The sequence below is a fragment of the Rhodococcus sp. ACPA1 genome, from assembly GCF_002300195.1.
Lineage (GTDB): Bacteria > Actinomycetota > Actinomycetes > Mycobacteriales > Mycobacteriaceae > Rhodococcus_F > Rhodococcus_F opacus.
Map to the genome: position 1 here is coordinate 251,362 of NZ_NSDX01000003.1, position 19,758 is coordinate 271,119.

At 66.4% G+C, this 19,758-nt stretch carries 20 protein-coding genes; 13 read left to right on the forward strand and 7 right to left on the reverse strand.

Features of this window, described 5'->3' with window-relative positions; genetic code table 11:
• Positions 1-175: 175 nt before the first annotated feature.
• From CJ177_RS11700 to CJ177_RS11710, 3 genes are all read right to left on the reverse strand, one after another.
• Positions 176-547, reverse strand: coding sequence for a hypothetical protein (locus CJ177_RS11700; protein WP_061042100.1), 372 nt, complete (start codon positions 545-547; stop codon positions 176-178).
• Between the two features lie 85 nt (positions 548-632).
• Positions 633-1,838 carry a PrsW family intramembrane metalloprotease gene (locus CJ177_RS11705; RefSeq protein ID WP_095867801.1) on the reverse strand — a complete coding sequence of 402 codons (1,206 nt, stop codon included), beginning with the start codon at positions 1,836-1,838 and terminating at the stop codon, positions 633-635.
• Complete coding sequence (locus CJ177_RS11710; protein ID WP_095867802.1) at positions 1,835-2,518, reverse strand: hypothetical protein; 684 nt, start codon at positions 2,516-2,518, stop codon at positions 1,835-1,837. The genes CJ177_RS11705 and CJ177_RS11710 overlap by 4 nt, the downstream gene beginning before the upstream one ends.
• 197 nt (positions 2,519-2,715) lie before the next feature.
• On the opposite strand from CJ177_RS11710, the gene CJ177_RS11715 reads away from it, so the two are divergent.
• A complete protein-coding gene (locus tag CJ177_RS11715) occupies positions 2,716-3,192 on the forward strand; it encodes an SRPBCC family protein (RefSeq protein ID WP_061045608.1) in 477 nt (158 codons plus the stop codon).
• A gap of 24 nt (positions 3,193-3,216) precedes the next feature.
• On the opposite strand, the gene CJ177_RS11720 is transcribed toward CJ177_RS11715, so the two are convergent.
• Complete coding sequence (locus tag CJ177_RS11720; protein ID WP_095867803.1) at positions 3,217-3,759, reverse strand: hypothetical protein; 543 nt, start codon at positions 3,757-3,759, stop codon at positions 3,217-3,219.
• A 1,115-nt stretch (positions 3,760-4,874) separates the two neighbouring features.
• On the opposite strand from CJ177_RS11720, the gene CJ177_RS11730 reads away from it, so the two are divergent.
• The 10 genes from CJ177_RS11730 to CJ177_RS11770 all read left to right on the forward strand — a co-directional run bounded on the left by CJ177_RS11730 (position 4,875) and on the right by CJ177_RS11770 (position 13,259).
• Entirely contained in the window at positions 4,875-5,204 is a 330-nt protein-coding gene (locus CJ177_RS11730; protein WP_257014487.1) for a hypothetical protein, read from the forward strand.
• A 158-nt stretch (positions 5,205-5,362) separates the two neighbouring features.
• The gene (locus CJ177_RS11735) at positions 5,363-5,980 is read left to right on the forward strand and encodes a hypothetical protein (RefSeq protein ID WP_095867804.1); all 618 of its coding nucleotides are present in this window, start codon (positions 5,363-5,365) and stop codon (positions 5,978-5,980) included.
• Between the two features lie 128 nt (positions 5,981-6,108).
• A complete protein-coding gene (locus CJ177_RS11740; protein ID WP_095867805.1) occupies positions 6,109-6,498 on the forward strand; it encodes a decarboxylase in 390 nt (129 codons plus the stop codon).
• A gap of 48 nt (positions 6,499-6,546) precedes the next feature.
• The gene (locus CJ177_RS11745; protein WP_061045604.1) at positions 6,547-7,251 is read left to right on the forward strand and encodes a TetR/AcrR family transcriptional regulator; all 705 of its coding nucleotides are present in this window, start codon (positions 6,547-6,549) and stop codon (positions 7,249-7,251) included.
• Positions 7,252-7,262: 11 nt separating this feature from the next.
• The gene (locus CJ177_RS11750) at positions 7,263-8,189 is read left to right on the forward strand and encodes an ABC transporter ATP-binding protein (protein WP_005250502.1); all 927 of its coding nucleotides are present in this window, start codon (positions 7,263-7,265) and stop codon (positions 8,187-8,189) included.
• On the forward strand, positions 8,186-9,823 hold the full coding sequence (locus CJ177_RS11755; protein ID WP_095867806.1) for an ABC transporter permease: 1,638 nt from the start codon (positions 8,186-8,188) through the stop codon (positions 9,821-9,823). Before CJ177_RS11750 ends, CJ177_RS11755 begins: the two co-directional genes overlap by 4 nt.
• Positions 9,824-9,850: 27 nt before the next feature.
• Positions 9,851-10,603 (forward strand): IclR family transcriptional regulator, encoded by a 753-nt coding sequence (locus CJ177_RS11760; protein WP_025433400.1) that lies wholly within the window; start codon positions 9,851-9,853, stop codon positions 10,601-10,603.
• A 155-nt stretch (positions 10,604-10,758) separates the two neighbouring features.
• On the forward strand, positions 10,759-10,911 hold the full coding sequence (locus CJ177_RS47380; protein WP_005256569.1) for a hypothetical protein: 153 nt from the start codon (positions 10,759-10,761) through the stop codon (positions 10,909-10,911).
• 142 nt (positions 10,912-11,053) lie between these two features.
• Entirely contained in the window at positions 11,054-12,025 is a 972-nt protein-coding gene (locus tag CJ177_RS11765; protein ID WP_095867807.1) for a PDR/VanB family oxidoreductase, read from the forward strand.
• Positions 12,026-12,056: 31 nt separating this feature from the next.
• Positions 12,057-13,259 carry a cytochrome P450 gene (locus CJ177_RS11770; RefSeq protein ID WP_179443240.1) on the forward strand — a complete coding sequence of 401 codons (1,203 nt, stop codon included), beginning with the start codon at positions 12,057-12,059 and terminating at the stop codon, positions 13,257-13,259.
• A 121-nt stretch (positions 13,260-13,380) separates the two neighbouring features.
• Here CJ177_RS11770 and CJ177_RS11775 read toward each other — a convergent pair whose 3' ends face one another.
• Both CJ177_RS11775 and CJ177_RS11780 read right to left on the reverse strand, forming a co-directional pair.
• On the reverse strand, positions 13,381-14,031 hold the full coding sequence (locus tag CJ177_RS11775) for a GntR family transcriptional regulator (RefSeq protein WP_095867809.1): 651 nt from the start codon (positions 14,029-14,031) through the stop codon (positions 13,381-13,383).
• A gap of 151 nt (positions 14,032-14,182) precedes the next feature.
• Positions 14,183-15,544, reverse strand: coding sequence for a dicarboxylate/amino acid:cation symporter (locus tag CJ177_RS11780; RefSeq protein WP_095867810.1), 1,362 nt, complete (start codon positions 15,542-15,544; stop codon positions 14,183-14,185).
• 117 nt (positions 15,545-15,661) lie between these two features.
• Here CJ177_RS11780 and CJ177_RS11785 point away from each other — a divergent pair, with 117 nt between their 5' ends.
• Positions 15,662-17,110: an aspartate ammonia-lyase gene (locus CJ177_RS11785; protein ID WP_005250518.1), complete on the forward strand. Its 1,449-nt coding sequence runs from the start codon at positions 15,662-15,664 to the stop codon at positions 17,108-17,110.
• 86 nt (positions 17,111-17,196) lie between these two features.
• Positions 17,197-18,036, forward strand: a complete 840-nt coding sequence (locus tag CJ177_RS11790) for a CoA ester lyase (protein ID WP_095867811.1) — start codon at positions 17,197-17,199, stop codon at positions 18,034-18,036.
• 543 nt (positions 18,037-18,579) lie between these two features.
• Here the strand turns inward: CJ177_RS11790 and CJ177_RS11800 are convergent.
• Positions 18,580-19,368 carry an SDR family NAD(P)-dependent oxidoreductase gene (locus CJ177_RS11800; protein WP_095867812.1) on the reverse strand — a complete coding sequence of 263 codons (789 nt, stop codon included), beginning with the start codon at positions 19,366-19,368 and terminating at the stop codon, positions 18,580-18,582.
• Between the last annotated feature and the right edge of the window lie 390 nt (positions 19,369-19,758).

The window sequence follows — 19,758 nt, forward strand, 5'->3', positions numbered from 1 at the left end:
CCGTTCCCCCCGGAACTGTTGTTCATGTCTGTGTAGTGGTGTCGCAAAGTAACGTTTAGATGTGGTTCATGTCACAAACCGGTCTCGCTGTTTGTAGTTCTACAGCACAACCACGCTTTCCGCCACATGCACGAACGTCCAACAGGACGATTGGGTACCCCGGGGTTGCCGGCCGTCAGAGTTCGATGTACAGGAAGTTGTCGGCCCAATTCGTTTCGCCGCTCGTCGTCGCGAAGTAGAAGATGCGCTCCGAGAATCCGCAATCGAAGTATTCGGCGATCTTCGATTCGCCGGGGGCGAGCGTGCCGAGGTTCCTGCTCTCGTAAACGAGCGGAGTGTGGACCGTGACTCCGGTGGCGGTCCCGTCGCCCTCATTCGTGACACGCACGGCGCACGCGTTGACACCCTCGGCGTTCGCCTGCGTGATCACGAGGTCGGGTCCGTCGCCGAGAGAGCCGAACGGAGCGGCGGACGCCGTTGCCGCCCCGGCAGTCATCAGTCCCGCGATCATGGCTCCCGCCACTGCCGTACGTCGAAAATTGCGCATGGTTGTGTCCTTTCCTCGGTTGTCCGGATTGCCCCGATCGGTACGCTACAGCCGCCCACCCGCACGAGGCGTGCACCGGGTGCGCTCACATCGTCGGGGCGGCGTCCCTCGAAGGTGGCGGGGCGCCGTCACGGATGCGGGCGAGTTCGGACCGGGCAAACGCGACACGGTCGGTGTCCGCGCCGCGGGCGGCGGCAAGTTCGTCGGCAAGTTCGTCGGCAGCGTCGAGGACATGTACGGCGCGGGTCCGCTCCTGTCGTCCGACTCCGGCCTTGCGGAACGCCTTTCGCGCCTTGCGGTCGCCGCACATCGCCTCGAGTTCGGTGGCGGTCAGCACGCCCCGGGCGACCTCGGGCGCCATGATCGCGCGCAAGAACTGTCGTTCTGCCGGGACCGTCATCGCGAAGACTTTGATCGCGACTACCAGGGCGATGACGATGACCGCGAACATCAGCACGAAGAGCAGCGCCGTGTGCCCCCGCACGAGAGCACCCATGGAGTCCCACACCCCGTGCAACAGCATCGCCGTCGCCATCAGTGCGAGTCCCCGCCCGGCCTTGCGGGGTTCGGCCGGCCGGCCGAGGAGGTAGACGAGCCCGGCGCAGAAGACGGCGCTGTAGAGAATGTGTGCGCTGACTCCGGTGGCCATCCGCATCCACACCGTCGACATCGCCGACTCGACCTGACTGGCGCCGAACTGCGAGCCCGCGGATCCCAGCGCATACGCGACGTCTTCGACGATTTGGAATCCCAGGCCGATGAACGCGCCCAGGATGAACCCGTCGAAGGCGGTACGGACCAGGCGAGGAGCCAACGAGATCAGCAGGAGCAGCCCGACGCCTTTGGCGATCTCCTCGTCGAACGGCGCCGCCAGTCCCGCGCCCCAGTCCAGTGCCCAGGACTGGCCGAATGCCTTGGCGTACAGAGCGCGAACCGCATCGTTGGCGTGCGCCGCCATGGTCCAGGTGGCGGCGAGGCCACCCCACAGGAACGCCACGACGACCAGCGCGGCGGGCTGCCGGGCGTAGCGGTCGATGTGGTGGGTGAACCACCAGAAGATCGCACCGTAGACGGCGAACAGAACCAACGCCACCACGATCGCCTGCCGGTACGCGGCGTACTGACCGGCCAGCATCGAGGCGAAGGAGAACAGGCCCGTGACGACGAGCATCAGATACGCCCAGAAAGCGAGGTTGCGGGGCTGGAAGAAAGTGAACGACCTTCCCCACCCGGAGTTGTCGATCGCTGCGACCCGGTCGGCGTCGAGATCGTCGAGTTGCGGTGTGGTCACGAGCCCTCCCCGGTGCGGTGGCCGATGCTGGTGATCATGCGGGCAATGGTGACGGTGCTGTCGCCGGAGACCTCGGCGGGGCCGGTGGCCACCACTTCGACACCACGGCCGTCGAGGACGAAGGCCGCGATCACGCCGTCGGAGTGGGTGCCGGAGTACCCGGCGATCACTCCCCGGTCACCGGTGTCGGTGACGATCGTTTCGGGGCTGCCGGTGACGTGCAATCCCTGCGCGCCGTGCAGGGCGTCGGTGGTGTCGGCGATCTGGGCGAGCAAGGCTTCGGCGTTGCCGTCGAACTCGCCGGTGTGGACGGTGAACGCCACGTCGCAGTCGACGACGGTGGCGGTGTCGGGGTATTCGCCCGAGACCGGTCTGTCGCCGACCCGCACTCCCGATGTGATGCCCCACCCGGTGGCCGGGGTGAAGGTGACATCGCCCTTGACCTCGAGCACGTCGCCGGCGGCGACCGTGTCGTCGTAGGGCACCGCGCGATCGATCGCCGGCAGAATCAGTGCCATCACCGACGCGACGGCGATGACGATCAGCGCTGGGGCGATCGTCGCGCGGTCCAGGCCGAACCATCTCCGATCGACCGGAACCCAACGGTCGTCAGGCTCGAACGGGCGTGGGGGAGCATCGCGTGGGTCGTCGATCTTTGTTCCAGTTGTCACGGTCACCATCCCTCGATGGACATTTGTTCAGAAAATACGGGCTCGATTCCGGATCCGCGATTCAGACACCGGCCGGTTCGCGAACTCGATACACGTTGATCTCCGTGTCGCTGGGAAGTCGATCACCCCTCCACTGACCGACTTGCCGAGCGTGCGAAGAGACATGGTGCTCCGGATCTGCGGACGTCTCATGGTTTGATCGAGTTATGACCGAGGAGAACGGAATTCCCACCGTCGTGACCGCCGGCCGCATTATCGCAGCCCCGGCACGGACGGTCTTCGAACTGATTGCCGACCCGGCGCAACAGCCGCGTTGGGACGGCAACGACAACCTGGCCGAGGCCGCCGCCGGGCAGCGGGTGCGCGCCGTCGGTGACGTGTTCACCATGACGCTCACCAACGGCGGCATCCGCGACAACCACGTGGTGGAATTCGAGGAGGGGCGCCTGATCGCCTGGCTGCCCTCGGTGCAAGGCGATCAGCCGCCGGGTCATCTGTGGCGCTGGGAACTCGACCGAGTCGACGAGGCGAGCGTCCGCGTCACGCATACCTACGATTGGTCGCGATTGACCGACGAGAAGCGCCTCGAGCGCGCCCGGGCCACCACGTCGGACAGCCTTCTGGCCTCCGTCGACAGGCTTGCCGAACTCGCCGAGGCGAACGACCGACGGCCTCCCGCCTGACCTGTAGCCGGGTGACGTCCGACGTCACCGACCGGGCACGACGGAAATCGTCCCCTGGCAGACGGCGTTCTGAGAATTGACGAACCACCATCCCGCGCCGGTCTGGACGGTCACGGTGAACGACACCGTCCCGGTTCCCGTCCAGGTTCGGTTGATCGGGATGCCGGGCTTCTGCTGCCAGGCTGCCTCATCGCTTTCGCTGTGTCCGGTCGCGCCGGTTGTCGTGTTGTGCCAGTCGACCGACACCCGCGTGCCGTACCAGTTGACGCCGATGCTCGGGATGAGACCGCCGGGCGGCGTCGGCAGTTCGTTGCCGCCGCTCAGCAGAATCGCCGGCTCCAGTGCGGACCCACCCGGTCGCAGCGACTCCCCGGACGCGGCGTTGATGGTCCACGTGAACGGCGGTGCCCAGACGAGGGGATTCGCGCTCGAGCACGTCATTGTCGTCGATGTCGGTGGCGCGGGCTGAGCACTCGCGACAGCGCCTCCTCCGGTCGCCACCGCGGTTCCCAGTCCGACAGCAGTGAGTGCCGCAGCACAGACCCGTCGTCCCAGTTGCTTGTTCATGAGCGCTCCATTCCTTCGTTACCGCGAGAATTGAGACGTCCGTCGCCCCCCATTCCATTTCGGCAGCGGGACAGGATCTGTTACAGATCGCGCGAACTGGACCGCCACTCACGCAGCTGTATTCGGCAACCAGCGCTGCCCGGAGGGACCTCGAACGGCGGGCTCGTAGTTGCCTGTTGCCGGTACTCGTCGATTTCACCGCGGCGTATGGATGGCTCGCACACTGACATCTTTCCTTTCGACAGCAGTGGCGGGGGAGTAGGCGGCGGGCTGTTCCTTCTCGTCTACACCGCCATCCCCGGCAGCGAAAGCCACGAAAAACTAGAGCTTCTCTCCGTCATCGGACCCCGACACGTCGTCCCGCAGACGCCCCCGAACGCGTGACCAACCTGACGATCACCGTCGTCCGAGCCCGATTCAAGGGGTGGAACTGCCCGCCAACTCGCCGGCAGTAACGGCCCACGGCGGCTCTCGATGTACATGGCAGTTGCCCGATGCAGAGCGCGGGGTGTCAGGAGGTCGGCAGTGGAGATCTGGTGTCGAAGACGGCGTGCACCTCTCGCACAAGTAATTGTTCTGGCGGTGTTGATCTTCGGGCTTGTTGCGTTCAACGCGTCTGCAGCATCTGCGGCGCCAACCGACACGACGGACGAGACCACAGTGCCGTTCCAGGTGTCGTCGCCCTATCTGTCTCGGTGTGGCGGGCTCGCCACGTGCATGCTCCCGTGGGTGGTCGCGATGACTCCCACAGCGACTTCGGGCGGGGAATCCGGAATGGTCGTATTCGAAGCGCGAGAACCGCTTCCCACGGGCGCGTACTGCGAGAGCGCATGGGTTCATTGGCTCAACCTCGAGACCGGCGCTCGCGGGTCCGTCCTACTGGAACCGGTCGCCCTCTATTCGTGCGAACGTCGATCGGCCGCGGTACGAACGGGAGACGGTCAGGTTGTAGCGGTGGCAACGCTGAACTCTCCATGGCCCGTTCTCCATCCGGCCGGTGGGACGTTCGTCGTCCCCTGACGCGCGCGGCGGAGGCCCTCGAGCAGGCAGTGATTCAGCCAAGGCAGCGATCGCGTCCCAACGTGAACGGAGTGCAAGTGAAAAGGTGTATCGCAGTGGCGATCCTATCCCTGATCCCGCTGGGCATCTGTGTGCCGGCGGCATTCGCCGACCCCGTCGATCCCGACCCGTTCGGTTACAAGGACCGGACATCCGACTTCGTCATGCCTCTGGATCCCGGGGTGTTCGGAGTGAACGCAGGCAAACCGATCATCCTGAGTCCGTACGGGACGAGCCGAACCATCGAGTGTGCGTCCTTTCACGGGCAGAGTTGGTGTCGCCAGTTCGATCACGTCGGGAATGAACACGAGCTGTACCAGGTGAAGATTCCGACGGGCCCGACCGAGTGGGATTACCGCGGTGTCTGGATCTACAACCCGTTCTGACACCGACCCCGGTGAGCCTGCGGAACGGCCGAACGTAGCGAAGTGAGTGTCCACGGCGTCCGGATCGGCGAGAATTGGTGCCGTGCGAGTTCCGGTCGGTCAGCTCCCGAGCCGGCCACACGATGAGGCATTGTCCCGCGCAACAGGGGGTATCGAGCATGGTGCAACCAGCGAGGCGATTCCGCGTGCGAAGGATCGGCAGTAGCACCCCTCTCGCCATCCTCGCGATCATCCTGGCAGGCGTCCTGTTCGCGACTGGGTGTGGGCAGCAGGACACGCAGTCTGATGCCGAATCGCAGCCGGAGGCGACGACATCCGAGGCGATCCTGTTGCCTCAGGAGGCTCTGGTGGGATTGGACGTCGTACAGACGTACTTCCCGGAGATAGAACAGCAGACGGCGACGAGCGAGAACTCCACTGCGTCCGGCACCCCCGACGCGACGAGAATGGTGATCTACGAAGGGGGCGACGGCAGAAGGATAACCGTCTCCGTCGATCGATATCCCAGCCCCGACGCAGCCGCGACCGCATTCGAGCAAGCGATCGACAAGAGTGAAGTCGTCCCGGGATTCGCGGCGCTACCGGCGCCGGCCGATGTCGGCGACAAGGCATTCGCCGGTTCCGTGACGCAGGGAGACGACACGCATGTCGGGTACGGCGCGCTCGCCGGCGAGTACATCATCGGGGTGACTTCGGCCGGCTATCCGGCTACCACCGAGAATGTCGAGAAACTGGCCGGCCTCACGCGCGACGCGGTCGAGAAGGCAACGGCATAGCCACGGCGACCCCCGCGGCGCCAACACCGCGTCAGGATCGCGGCCCACGGAGTCATGGTGCCGTCAAGAACGGCCGCGGCCTCGCGTGTCGGGGGTAGATCTGGAACTGAATCCCCGAGGAGGTTCCGATGACGCTTCATCTTCCCCACCGGTTCGTGCACGAGCAGCCACGGCAGAACACGGTGCTCGACCTCTCGGCACTCGGCACGGACAACTCGAGCATCGAGGACGCGCTGCGTGCGGTGATGGAGCAGCCGCAACTGCGGCTGATCGGTTTCCGCTGCGCTGCCGGTTCCGGGGCCATCGACGACGCGATCGGGATGATGGAACAGGTCCGGCGCGACTACGGGGTGATCCTGACGGAACTGGTCCTGCAGGACGACGACCGGGTGGATCTGAGGGCGGTCGTCGACGAGGCGCTGGACGAGGCCTGTGCCCGCAACCGGTATCCCCGCCCGAGCGTCGCGTTCACCGGGCACCCGGCCGAGCCGGGTCTTCCCGCCTTGACGAAATCTTGACGCCCTCACCCCTTGCGCCGGGTTGAACGCACGTTTAGCGTATTAAACATGCGTTCAACCAGTGCCGGTTCCGAGATTCCGCAACCCGATATGACCACGCGTGCCCGAGTGCGTGACGCGGCCATCACGGTGTTCGGCAATCACGGCTTCAGTACCGGAGTGCGGGCGATCGCCACCGCAGCCGGAGTGTCACCTGGTCTGGTGATTCACCATTTCGGTTCGAAGGACGGCCTGCGCGCCGAATGCGACGAGCACGTCCTGCGGATCATCCGGGAGCAGAAGGCGGAGGCGATTTCGACCCCCGGGCCGGCGGGTGCAATGCGCGCCCTCGCCGAGATCGAGCAGTACGCCCCGCTCGTCGCCTACATCGTGCGGAGTTTTCAGGCAGGGGGAGGTCTCGGCGAATCCCTCTTCGAGCACATGGTGGAAGACACCGAGCAGTATCTCGCGTTGGGCGTGGCGGCCGGAAGCGTCCGGCCCAGCCGCAACCCGAAGGCGCGGGCGCGCTACCTCACCCTCTACAACGTGGGCGCCATGCTGCTCTACCTGCAGATGCGCGCCGACAAGGAAACTCCGCTCGATTACGCCACGGCCATCCGCGACCTCGCCACCGACGTCACGCTGCCCGCCCTCGAGATGTACACCGAGGGGCTGCTGCCGGATTCGTCGACGCTCGAGGCATATCTGGCCACCGAAGACGGCGCCGCGCAGGCGGGCGCGGCTCCCGCAGAACATACCGACTCCCCGAACTAGGAGCAGCAGCTATGAGTGCGATCATCGAAGTGCGCAACCTGGTGAAGACGTTCGGACGAACCCGGGCGTTGGACGGACTCGACCTCGAGGTCGGCGAAGGGGAGGTGCACGGGTTCCTCGGGCCGAACGGCGCCGGTAAATCCACCACCATCCGCGTCCTCCTCGGCAGCCTGCACTCCGACAGCGGTGAGGCCACCGTGTTCGGTCGCGATCCGTGGCGCGACGCCGTCGCCCTGCACCTCGACATGGCGTACGTCCCCGGGGACGTGACCCTGTGGCCGTCGTTGTCCGGCGGCGAGACCATCGACCTCCTCGCGCGGATGCGCGGCGGACTGGACGAGACCCGCAAGCAGGATCTGATCGAACGCTTCGACCTCGACCCGCGGAAGAAGGGGCGGGCGTATTCGAAGGGCAATCGTCAGAAGGTGGCATTGGTGTCGGCGTTCTCGTCCGATGCGCGCCTGCTGCTGCTCGACGAACCGACGTCGGGTCTGGATCCGTTGATGGAACAGGTTTTCCGTGAGTGTGTCGCCGAGGCCCGCGACCGCGGTGTGACGGTGCTGCTGTCCAGTCACATCCTGTCCGAGGTGGAGGCGCTGTGCGAGCGGGTCACCATCATCCGGGCGGGTCGGACGGTCGAATCCGGGACACTGGCGTCGATGCGGCATCTCAGCCGTACGTCGATCACCGCCGAACTTCTCGGTGACCCCGGCGATCTGAGCCGCATCGACGGCGTGGCGGACATCGAGTTCGACGGGTCGACGCTGCACTGCCAGGTCGACAGCGAACATCTCGGCGAACTCATCCGGGTGCTCGGCGACACCGGGGTACGCAGCCTCGTCAGTCAGCCGCCGACCCTCGAAGAACTCTTCCTGCGGCACTACGAGATCGACGACGGTACGACGTCGTCCGACACGGTGGAGAAGGTGCGGGCATGAGTACCGCAACGGTGTCCCGGTACCGGCCGGTGGAGCCGGCGCCGGTGTCTTCCTCGGATTTCAAGGGGACACTGCACTTTCTGCGGTTGTTCCTGCGCCGGGATCGGATCGCGCTGCCGCTGTGGATCCTGATCTTCGCGTTCGCACCCGCGCTGTACGTCGCGAGCATCGCCGACATCTACACCTCCGACGCTCAGCTGGCGGAGTTCGCGGCCACCACGGCGGCCAGCCCCGCGCAGATCGCCATGTACGGGCCGATCTTCAACTCCAGCCTCGGCTCGGTGGGGGTCTGGAAGGCTGGTATCTACTACACGCTGATCGGGCTGGTGGTGATCCTGACGGTCATCCGGCACACCCGCGCGGAGGAGGAGACCGGCCGTGCGGAGCTTCTCGACTCCACCTCCGTCGGACGGTACTCGGGCCTGACCGCGGCGCTGCTCCTCGCCGGCGGCGCGTCCGTCGTCACCGGGATCCTGTGTGCGGCAGCGTTGCTCGCCCGCGACCTTCCGGCGGGCGGTTCGGTCGCCTTCGGAACGTCACTGGCCTGCTCCGGTCTGGTGTTCACTGCGGTCGCCGCCGTTGCGGCGCAGGTGAGCACCGGCGCCCGCGTCGCACGCGGCGTCGCGTTGACGGTGCTCGGGGTCGCGTTCGCGCTGCGCGCGGTCGGTGACGCCGGGTCCGGCACCCTGTCGTGGTTGTCACCGCTCGGCTGGGATCTGCAGATCCGTCCGTATGCCGACGAACGCTGGTGGGTCGTCGTCCCCAGTCTCGTCATGGCAGTCGTACTCACCTGGGCGGCATACGCTCTCCTGCGTCGACGTGATGTCGGCGCCGGTCTGATCGCCGAACGCCCCGGCCCCACGGACGCGTCGCCGGCGCTCGCCGGAACTCTGGGACTGGCGTGGCGGATGCACCGCGGGACGCTCGCGGCCTGGACCGCCGGGCTCGGACTGTACGGCCTGCTGATCGGCAGCGCCGCGAAGGGGATCGGTGGCCAGGTCGGCGACAGCCAGACGATCCGGGACATCATCACCCGGATGGGCGGTTCGCAGTCGCTGGAGGAATCGTTCATCGGCTACGCGTTCACGATGCTCGCGGTCGCCGCCGCGGCCTACGCGATCTCCGCGTCGTTGCGGCTGTACTCCGAGGAGAACGCCCAGCGCCTCGAACCCGTGACGGCCGGTTCCGTCGGCCGCGTCCGGTGGGCGTCGAGCCACATCCTGTTCGCGTTGCTCGGACCTGCGGTCGCGATGATCGTGGCCGGAGTGGCCGCCGGACTCACGTACGGCGCATCCATCGGCGACGTGGGGGGAGCCCTGCCCGACGTGATCGGGGCGGCGCTCGTGCAACTTCCCGCGATCTGGATGCTCGCCGGCGTGACGGTCCTGCTGTTCGGTGTGGTCCCGCGGTTCACGCCGGTGGCGTGGGGTGTGCTCGTCGCGTTCCTCCTGATCTTCATGGTCGGGTCGATCGCGCAGTTCCCGCAGGCGGTGCTGAATCTGGAGCCGTTCAGCCACGCCCCGAAGCTGCCGGGTGGGCAGTTCGAGGCGACGCCGATCGTGTGGCTGCTCCTGATCACGGTCGTGCTGCTCGTGGTGGGCGTGGCGGCGTTCCGGCGGCGCGACCTGCGGTGAGCGCCGGCCGGTGTGCACACTGAAGGCATGGCACGTGTGCACACCGGCGAGTCCGTCCTGGCCCGGACGGTGCGGATAGTCGAATCGTTCCGTTCGGACGATTCGCTGCTCACGGTGTCCGAGATCGCGCGACGGTCCGGTCTCCACATCTCCACGACGTCCCGGTTGATCGACGAACTGGTGGGGTGCGGCTGGCTCGAGCGTGAGGATCGGAAGGTGCGGATCGGGGTCCGCCTGTGGGAGGTGGCGTCGCGGGCGTCCCCGACACTCGGGCTCAGGGAAGCGGCGATGCCGTTCATGGAGGACCTGCACGCCGTCGTCGGGCAGCACACTCAGCTCGGTGTCCTCGAAGGTGACGAGGTGTTGTTCATCGAGCGGCTCACGGCACCGGGTGCCGTGGTCAACTACACGCGCATCGCGGGCCGGATGCCGCTCCACGTGTCTTCGTCCGGGCTGGTCCTGCTCGCGCACGGACCGTCGGAGCTTCAGGAGCGCATCCTGAGCGAGCCGTTGAAGGTATACACCGACAACACGATTCGCACCGCACGACAGCTGCGAGGTGTCCTGGCCGACGTGCGTCGGCACGGCTACATCCTCTGCGCCGGCCACCTCTACCCGGACACCACGGGCGTCGCGGTCCCGGTGCGGGACGGCAGCGGCAAGGTGGCCGCCGCGCTGTCGGTCATCGTGCCGAACGACGAGAAGGCGTACGCGCAGATCCCCGCGCTGCAGGCCGCGGCGAAGGGCATCACCCGGGTGATGGCGGCGGCGCCGAAATGAGGCAAGCCCCGGTGGCAGACGCTCACGGATCTGCCGGAATCCGGCGCAATTGCGCGGGCGGCCGACCAATGTCTGTGACGCTGTGCGCGGTGGACTATCCGCCTCGCCCGTGCCACGGTGGAATCGGAACCACTTCTCCCAGAAAGCGCAGCATCATGGAAAGCACCTCGCAACCCAGCCCCCGGGAATGCCCGGACTGCCACGCGCTCACCGCGGACCTCGAAGCACACAAACTCTGGCACTCCCGGCTCGTCCACGACATCGCCACCGCCGTCGACAAAGACATCAGCCGGAGGGCGCACACCTGATAACTCAGCCTCGGCGGCGTCCGGGCGGGCAGCCTAGTCGAGTGACCCCGGTAACATCTCGACTTTCAACTATTGAAAATGATCTGGCGGCTCACCCCCGGCTCGGAAGATCCTCGAACAAACGCGAGATCGAGGAGTCGAGATGCCACAGAACCCGGTTTGTTCCGGTGCGCCAGCGGACGCGGCGCTGCGAGTTGTCGCCAAAGAGCTTGTCGCGGACGGTGTTGTCGCACTGACCCTGCGTCACCCCGACGGGCGGCGCCTCCCGGACTGGGCCCCGGGGGCCCACATCGACCTGCTGCTCCCGAACGGGCTGACGCGGCAGTACTCGCTGTGCGGCGACCGGTGGGACGCGTACAGCTACCGCGTCGGAGTGCTGCGGGAACCGGCGGGCCGGGGCGGTTCGGCGTACGTCCACGACGCACTCGCGGAGGGTGACCTCGTCGGGATCGGCGGTCCGCGCAACAACTTCCCGCTCGTCCCCGCACCGGAGTACTTGTTCATCGCGGGTGGTATCGGGATCACCCCGCTGCTCCCGATGGTCCGCCAGGCGGAACTGATGGGCATCGACTGGCAGCTTCTGTACGGCGGCCGCACCCGCACGTCCATGGCGTTCCGGGACGAACTCGCCGCCTACGGCGATCGGGTGTCCGTCGTGCCGCGGGACGAGCGGGGCCACCTCGACCTGTCGGCGCATCTCGCCGCCGCCGACGACGACGCGAAGGTCTACGTGTGCGGGCCCGGGCCACTGCTCTCCGCCGTCGAAAAGTGTTGCGCGGACTGGCCCGTCGGCACGCTGAGGACGGAACGCTTCGTCCCGGAGGACCGCGGCGCGCCGCTGCGCGACGAACCGTTCGAGGTCGAACTCGCGCGCTCCGGCCTCGCGGTCACGGTGACACCCGGCGCCAGCGTCCTCGACGCCGTGCAGGCGGCCGGGGTCAACGTCCTGTCCTCGTGCCGCGAGGGCACGTGCGGGACCTGTGAGACCACCGTCCTCGCCGGCGCCCCCGACCACCGCGATTCCGTCCTCGACGACGAGGAGCGGTCCGCCGGCGACTGCATGCTCATCTGCGTCTCCCGGTCCTGCTCCGACCGCCTCGTGCTCGACCTCTGACACCCCCACCCCGAAGGGACTCACCGTGACGATGTTCGCCCCCGCTCCCGCGTTGCCCGTCAGCGACGCCGACCCGTTCGCCCTCGACGTCCTGCAGGACCCGTTACCGTTCCAGGCCGAACTGCGGGACGCCGGACCCGTCGTGTACCTGCGGCGATACGACGTCTTCGCGCTGGGCCGCTACGAGCAGGTCCATGCCGCGCTGACCGACTGGCAGTCGTTCCAATCCGCCGCCGGGGTCGGCCTGAGCAACTTCCGGGACGAGACCCCGTGGCGTCCCCCGAGTGTCCTGCTCGAGGCCGACCCGCCGCACCACGACGCTCCACGGGCGGTGCTGAGCAAGATTCTCGGCCCCCGCGCGCTGCAGGAGCTCAGGGTGTCGTGGTTCCAGGACGCGGAGGTTCTCGTCGACCAGTTGCTCGCGAACACAACTGAATTCGACGCGGTCACCGACCTCGCCGCCGCCTTCCCGCTGCGGGTCTTCCCGGATGCCGTCGGCATTTCCGACGCCGGACGCGAGAACCTGCTGCCCTACGGGGACCACGCATTCAACGCGTTCGGTCCCGTCAACAGTCTGGTGGAGAAGGGGGCGCCGCGGGTGGCCGAACTGGTGGGCTGGGTGAACGGGCAATGCGCCCGTGAGGCGCTCACCGGCGACGGGTTCGGTGCGCAGATCTGGGCGGCGGCGGACCGCGGTGACATCACGTACGAGCAGGCGCCGCTCGTCGTGCGCTCGCTGCTGACGGCCGGGGTGGACACCACGGTCAACGGACTCGCGGCCGTGCTCTACGCGTTCGCGACGCATCCGGAGCAGTGGGTGAGGCTGCGGGAGAACCGCACGCTGGCCCGGACCGCATTCGACGAGGCGGTCCGGTGGGAGTCGCCGGTCCAGACGTTCTTCCGCACCGCCACCCGCGACACCGAGATCGGCGGTACGACCATCCCGGACGGCAGGAAGATCCTGATGTTGCTCGGCGCCGCGAATCGGGACCCCCGCAGGTGGGAGAACCCGGACGCGTTCGACCTGGGCCGCAACCCGTCCGGGCACGTGGGGTACGGGATGGGAATTCACCAGTGCGTCGGCCAGCACGTCGCCCGGCTCGAATCGGAGGCACTGCTGACGGCACTGGCATCCCGAGTGGACTCATTGGAGATCGCCGGGCCGGTGCACCGGCACCTCAACAACACGCTGCGGTCGTGGGAATCCGTGCCGGTCAAGGTGCGGTTGTCGTAGGCGAGAAAACCATACGTACGTATGTATTGACCGTCGAACCGACGGTCCCGCCGACACGATGCTCCCCCCGGCCGCCGCGGTGATCACCGAGCAAGCCGCGGCGGCCGGGGGTAGCAGCTGGTTACGACGTGGCGGAGGTCGACTCGTCGATGTCGAAGAGTTCGCCGATCAGGCCGCCGAGGAATCGTCGGTGTTGTGACGATATTTCGGCGGCCGCTGCTTCGTCCCGGGCCGCGCACAGTGTGATCAGGTTGTCGTGGTGTTCGATGGCGTCCTGCCAGCCGCGGAGGCTGGAGAACTTGCGGTAGTAGATCCGGTGGATCTGCGGGTGCACCTGGTGCATGAGGCGCTTGAGCAGTGGGTTGCCGGCAGCGTCGACGATGACGCAGTGGAAGGTGTCGTCCGCAGCGAGGGCGGCACCGATGTTGTCGGTCCTGATCGCCTGCGCGAGGTCGTCGTTGGCGGTGCGCATCACGTCGATCATGTCGTCGGTGAGGTTGGGCACGCCCGTTTTCACGGCCAGTTGATCCAAGACCTCCATCACCGCCAGCGTCGCCTCGACATCGGCCCGGTTCAGCGGGGTGATCCGGGTGAAGGCGGCGGGTTTGGCCTCGACGAGTCCGGTGTCGATCAGCCGTGTCAGAGCCTCGCGCACCGGGGTGCGGCTCAGGCCCAGATGTTCGGCCAGCTCGCTGTCCTTGACCTTGGATCCGGGCGCGAGCTCACCGGTGACGATCGCGTCGCAGATCCGCTCGAACGCGACGTCGCTCATGCGGGGGCGCTCCACCGGATTATCACGCAACATACTGGATACTGTACTCTGCACGCCGCACGCTCCTGGGGCCCGCGTGGGTGAGTGCCGGGTGCCTTGTCGCGACGATACCGAGTGTGTCTTCGTCGACTGTTCATGGTCCGGGCCCCGACTACCCATCCGCGCTGCGTCGCCCGGCGAGAACCTTGTCGCCGAGTTCGGCGGCAGGTGTTGCGGCGGACCGAGCGGCCTTCGCCTCGGCCTTCTCCTCGGACTTGTCGATCACCGACGCGGCGAGGGAGTTTCCGACGACGTTGACCGCGGTGCGGGCCATGTCGGCGATGAAGTCCACCCCCAGCAGGAGTGCGACGGCTTCTGCCGGAAGGCCGATGGTGTTACCTGCGGCGATGAGCACCACGATCGAAGCGGAGGCAACGCCGGCCATGCCCTTGGACAAGATGACCAGCACGCCGACCATCAGCAGCAGGGTGGGGATCGAGGTGTCGACGCCGTAGGCGTTGGCGAGGAAGACCAGGGCGACTGCCTGGTAGAGGACGGAGCCGTCGGTGTTGAACGAGTAGCCGAGCGGCACGACGAACGAGGTCGTCGAGCGGCTGACGCCGAGCCCCTCGAGCTTGAGCAGCAGGGGCGCGAGCACTGCCTCGGAGCTGCGGGTGACGAACGCAAGTCCGACCAGATTTCCGATGGCCTTGAGCATGGTGACGTACTCGACGCGGAAGATCGCGGCGATGATCGGAAAGATGATGCCGAGGATGATCGCCATCCCGACGTAGACGACGGCGAGGAAGCCGAGCAGGCTCGACAGGTTCCCGAACCCGTAGTGCGCGACGTCGTAGCTGATGAAACCCAGCACCCCGAGGGGCGCGAGGCGAATGACGTAGCCGACCACCTTGAACATCGCGTTGGCGAGCGAGTCGAGCACGGCCGTCATCGGCTTCGACTGCTCACCGATCGCGGCGAGTGCCACGCCGACGAATCCGGCGAACACGATCACTGCCAGCAGGTTCCCCTCCGCGAAGGCGGCGAAGACGTTCTTCGGGACAGCGTGCAGGAGTAGTTCGTGGAAGTCGATGCCCTGCTCGAGGGTCTCGACGGAGGCTTCGTCGGCGCCGGCGACGGGGGCGCCGGAACCGATGTCGAGCAGCTTCGCCAGCGCGACGGCCATCAGCAGGATGATCGTGGTGACGACCTCGAAGTACAGGATCGCCTTGGCGGCCATGCGCCCGACCTTCTTCGCCGAATCCATGCGCGCGATGCCGAGCACGATGAGCGGGAAGACCAGGGGGACGACGATCATCTGAACCAGGTTGAGGAACACGTCGCCGGCCAGTTTGAGCTGCTCGCCGACGGCGGGGGCGAACGTGCCGATGAGTGCGCCGACGCCGACGGCGATCAGTGACTGCACACCGATCGGCAGCTTCCAGAACTTCCACCACCTGCGTGGTGTGCGAGACGTATCGGCGCCCTCGGGTGCTGTCGCCGAGTCGGCAGGGATGGCGGGGGATGTCGTCATTCAGCAGCTCCGATATATTGGATGTGGTGTACTGTGCGACAACAGTGATCGACGTCATAGGCCCTGTCAAGTAGAACGGCGAAATAGGTGTTGGTGGAAAAGTTGAGCGACAGCGATGTGCGGATCGAGCACGACTCGATCGGAGATCTGGCGGTACCGGCGGCGGCGTACTACGGCGTCCACACCGCCCGGGCGATGGAGAATTTTGCGATCACCGGGTCCACCATCGGTCAGTACCCGGCACTGGTCGCGGCGTTGGCGACGGTGAAACAGGCTGCCTGCCTGGCCAACCGGGACCTGGGTCTCCTCGATGACCGGCGGGCCGACGCGATTGTGGCCGCGTGCACGGAGATTCGCAATGGGGCACTTCTCGACCAGTTTCCGATCGATCCGATCCAGGGTGGCGCGGGCACCTCGTCGAACATGAACGTCAACGAGGTCATCGCGAACCGCGCACTCGAGATCCTGGGGTTCGGACGCGGTGCCTACACCGAGCTCGACCCCCTCACTCACGTGAACCTGGGGCAGTCCACCAACGATGTGTATCCGACCGCGATCAAACTCGCGCTGGTCGAACATCTCCGACTGTTGATCGCCTCGCTCGGTCGGCTCGCGGAGTCATTCGAGCGCAAGTCGATCGAATTCGACGACATCGTCAAAATGGGTCGTACCCAGCTGCAGGACGCGGTTCCGATGACCCTGGGGCAGGAGTTCGCCGCCTACTCGATCATGCTGAACGAGGACTGCGCCCGGCTCTCCGAGGGGGCGCTTCTGCTGTTGGAATCGAACCTCGGCGGCACCGCCATCGGCACCGGGATCAACGGCCATCCCGAGTACTCCGCGCTCGCCTGCAACTACCTGCGCGAGCTGACCGGTGAACCGGTCGTCCCGGCGGGCAATCTGATCGAGGCAACCCAGGACTGCGGAGCATTCGTGCAGGTCTCCGGCATCCTCAAACGCGTCGCCGTGAAGTTGTCCAAGACGTGCAACGATCTGCGGCTCACTTCCTCCGGGCCGACCGCCGGGCTCGGTGAGATCAATCTGCCTCCGGCCCAAGCGGGTTCGTCGATCATGCCCGGCAAGGTCAACCCGGTCATCCCCGAAATGGTCAATCAGGTCGCGTTCGAGGTGATCGGCAACGATCTGACGGTCACGATGGCCGCCGAGGGTGGGCAACTCCAGCTCAACGCGTTCGAACCCGTCATCGTCTACAGTTTGCTGCGCTCGACGACGCACCTGGCCGCGGCATCGGACGCCCTGGCTGTGAAGTGCGTCGACGGGATCACCGCCAACCGCGACCGCCTCGAGCAGGGTGTTCGGCGCTCGATCGGCATCGTCACCGCGCTCTCGCCGTTCATCGGATATGCCGCCAGCGCGGATATCGCCAAGAGGGCCCTGGCGACCGGCGCCTACGTCGGCGACCTCGCCGTCGACGACGGTCTGCTCACCCGCGCGCAGGTCGACGACATCCTGTCCCCCCGTAGACTCGCCGGCCTGCTCACCGCACCCACGGTGGACCGCGAATTCTCCGCACTCGACCATCTCACCGGTGTCGCCGCGCACTGATCGACGCATCACACCCAGCACCTCGAATGCAGGACAGCGCGTCCTCGCCCGAGGAGAAATACACATCGAGAGGAAACGAGAATCGGATGACCCTCACATCGTCGGCACAAGCCGCCATGGTCCCCGCGACACATGCGCGCTCCTGGCTCCTGGTCGCGGGCTCACGTCCGGACGGGTTCGCCGCAGCCGCGAACTCGGCGGCAGACGCGGTGATCTTCGACCTCGAGGACGGTGTCGTTCCGTCCTCGAAAACACAAGCCCGCGAAGCCGTCAGGCGTTTCCTCGCCGGTGGGGGCACCGGGTGGGTGCGCATCAACGACGTCACCACCGCGGACTGGACCGCTGATCTGGACGCGATCCGGGGGCTCCCGGGACTGAGTGGCGTGATGCTCGCCAAGACCGAATCCGCGGACCACATCGATCGCACGGCTGCGGAGCTGCCCCACATCCCGATCCTCGCCCTGGTCGAATCGGCGCGTGGCGTCGAATTCGCCTTCGACATCGCCTCTGCCGACGCCACGACCCGAATTGCATTCGGCACCGGAGACTTCCGTCGGGACACCGATGCGGGCGCCGAACCCGACGCGCTGGCCTACGCGCGGGGACGGCTCGTCGTCGCCAGTCGTGCGGCCGGCCTCCCCGGTCCCGTCGACGGCCCGTGCCTGACCGGCGAACCCGATCTGTCCGAGGCCTTGGCCGTCACCAGGTCGATGGGCATGACCGGCAAGCTCTGCATGCACGTCGGCCACACACCGATCGTCAATCGCGAACTGTCCCCGCTACAGAGCGATGTGGCCTGGGCTGCCGAGGTCATCGCACATCTCGGCGCGCAGGGTGAGAATATCGCCGACGGCAGCGATCGCCCGAAGCTCGCGCGTGCCCTGCGAATCACCCACCTGGCCGACGTCTTCTCGGTGTCGGCCTGAGATTGTCAGCGGTGGGCGCCTTCTCGGTCGGACGATCCCTCGACCTTGCGGATGCGATACATGAGGGTCTGACAACGCCACCACGGCGTCGCTGATCGTCGGATCCACCTACCCCGGTGCCGAGAAACCATGGCTACCCGGTAGCACGGTCGCGCACCTGGATCTAGCGAAGCGGCGGTCCGACGTCGTCGAGGTGGCTCCGGCCTTCGATCATTCCGAGATCGCCTGTGTTGCAGCGTCTACCGTGGTGTTCGACCTCGTCTCGCCCATGGTCGCTGTGCGACGGTATGAAACTACTCCGCGCTGTCACTGGACGGCTCGGAGCCTGCCTCCACCCGCGGAGGCAGGCTCCTCGAGGTCGTCGTTCTCGAACCGGATGAGTGGGGACTGTCACGAGGGCGGCTCTCAGCCTGTCTCGCCGGACGGGTCACGAATAGCCTTCGACGTCAGCGGATACATTGTCGAGAGGCCGGCTACGGGTGGAGGATCGAAGGTACTTCTGCGGGCCAGTTCTGGAGTCACGATCACGTCGTATGTCATGTCTCACGCACTGGACTGGCCGGTCTTCTCTGCGCCCATACCTGAGAACCCCACCGAGTAGCCGCCGTCCACTGGCATCACAACGCCGGTCATGTAGGAGGATTCATCGCTTGCCAAGAACAATGCTGCAGAGGCGATCTCATCAGATAGACCCCAACGATCCATAGGGATTCCGGCGACTCGGGATGTGCCTGGCGGCGGAGTTGGGAACAGTCGGGCGTGCGGCACAAGGCCCGTCCAGATCGTGCCGGGGCACACTGCATTCACCCGGATGTTGTCGTCGGCGTAGTCGAGTGCGGCGGCCTTCGTGAGCTGGTTGACGCCCGCCTTCGCCGCGCTGTACACGCCGTGATGCTTCCAGCCGACGACCGCCGTTGCCGATGAAATATTGACAATGGATCCGCCGCCGGACTCACGCATGGAGAGGATGCCGTACTTCATACAGAAGAAGACCCCTCTGAGGTTTACTCCATGAACACGGTCCCAATTCTCGGTGGTCTGCTCGTGCAGTGGCATCAGCCCGCCGCCAAATCCCGCGTTGTTCACAAGGATGTCGATCCGGCCGAATTCTTCCTCGGCCGTCGCGATGAAGCGCCGAACATCCGCTTCCTCGCTGACATCTGCTTGAACTCCGACCGCCGCGGCACCGATCTCGTCGGCGACGTCGATGCCATTGCGGCTGATGCTTACGCAGACGACCTTCGCCCCTTCACTGGCGAATCGATGTGTCATGGCCTTTCCGATGCCCGAACCCGCGCCGGTGATGACTGCGACCCTGTCCTCTAGACGCATTAGCGTTTCCCTCCTTCGCTGCGGACTCAGCCGGCGCGCATGTTGACTTCATCGGTCATATCCATAGCGGCGTCCGCATCTCATCGCTCATTTTTCGACAGAGGCTCTTTCCGACCTGGGAGGTGGCGAACCACACGCTATCGGGCTTGCACGTCACCTCTTCCGTGCTCGGGCTCATGGATTTCAGGACAGCGCCTCCGCGATGTGCTTCGCTCGGTAGGTTTAATGTACCGTCCGGTCGAAACTTCCGCTAGAGCGGCCGTGGGGAATCTGGAAGGGTCCGACGTGTCAGTGAGCGGAGGCATCTCGCTTCGCTCCGGCCGGGGGCACCGCTCCGGCAGTGGGGATTTGCCGGTCGGTGCCTGCGTCTGCCGGCAGGACCTGGATCGC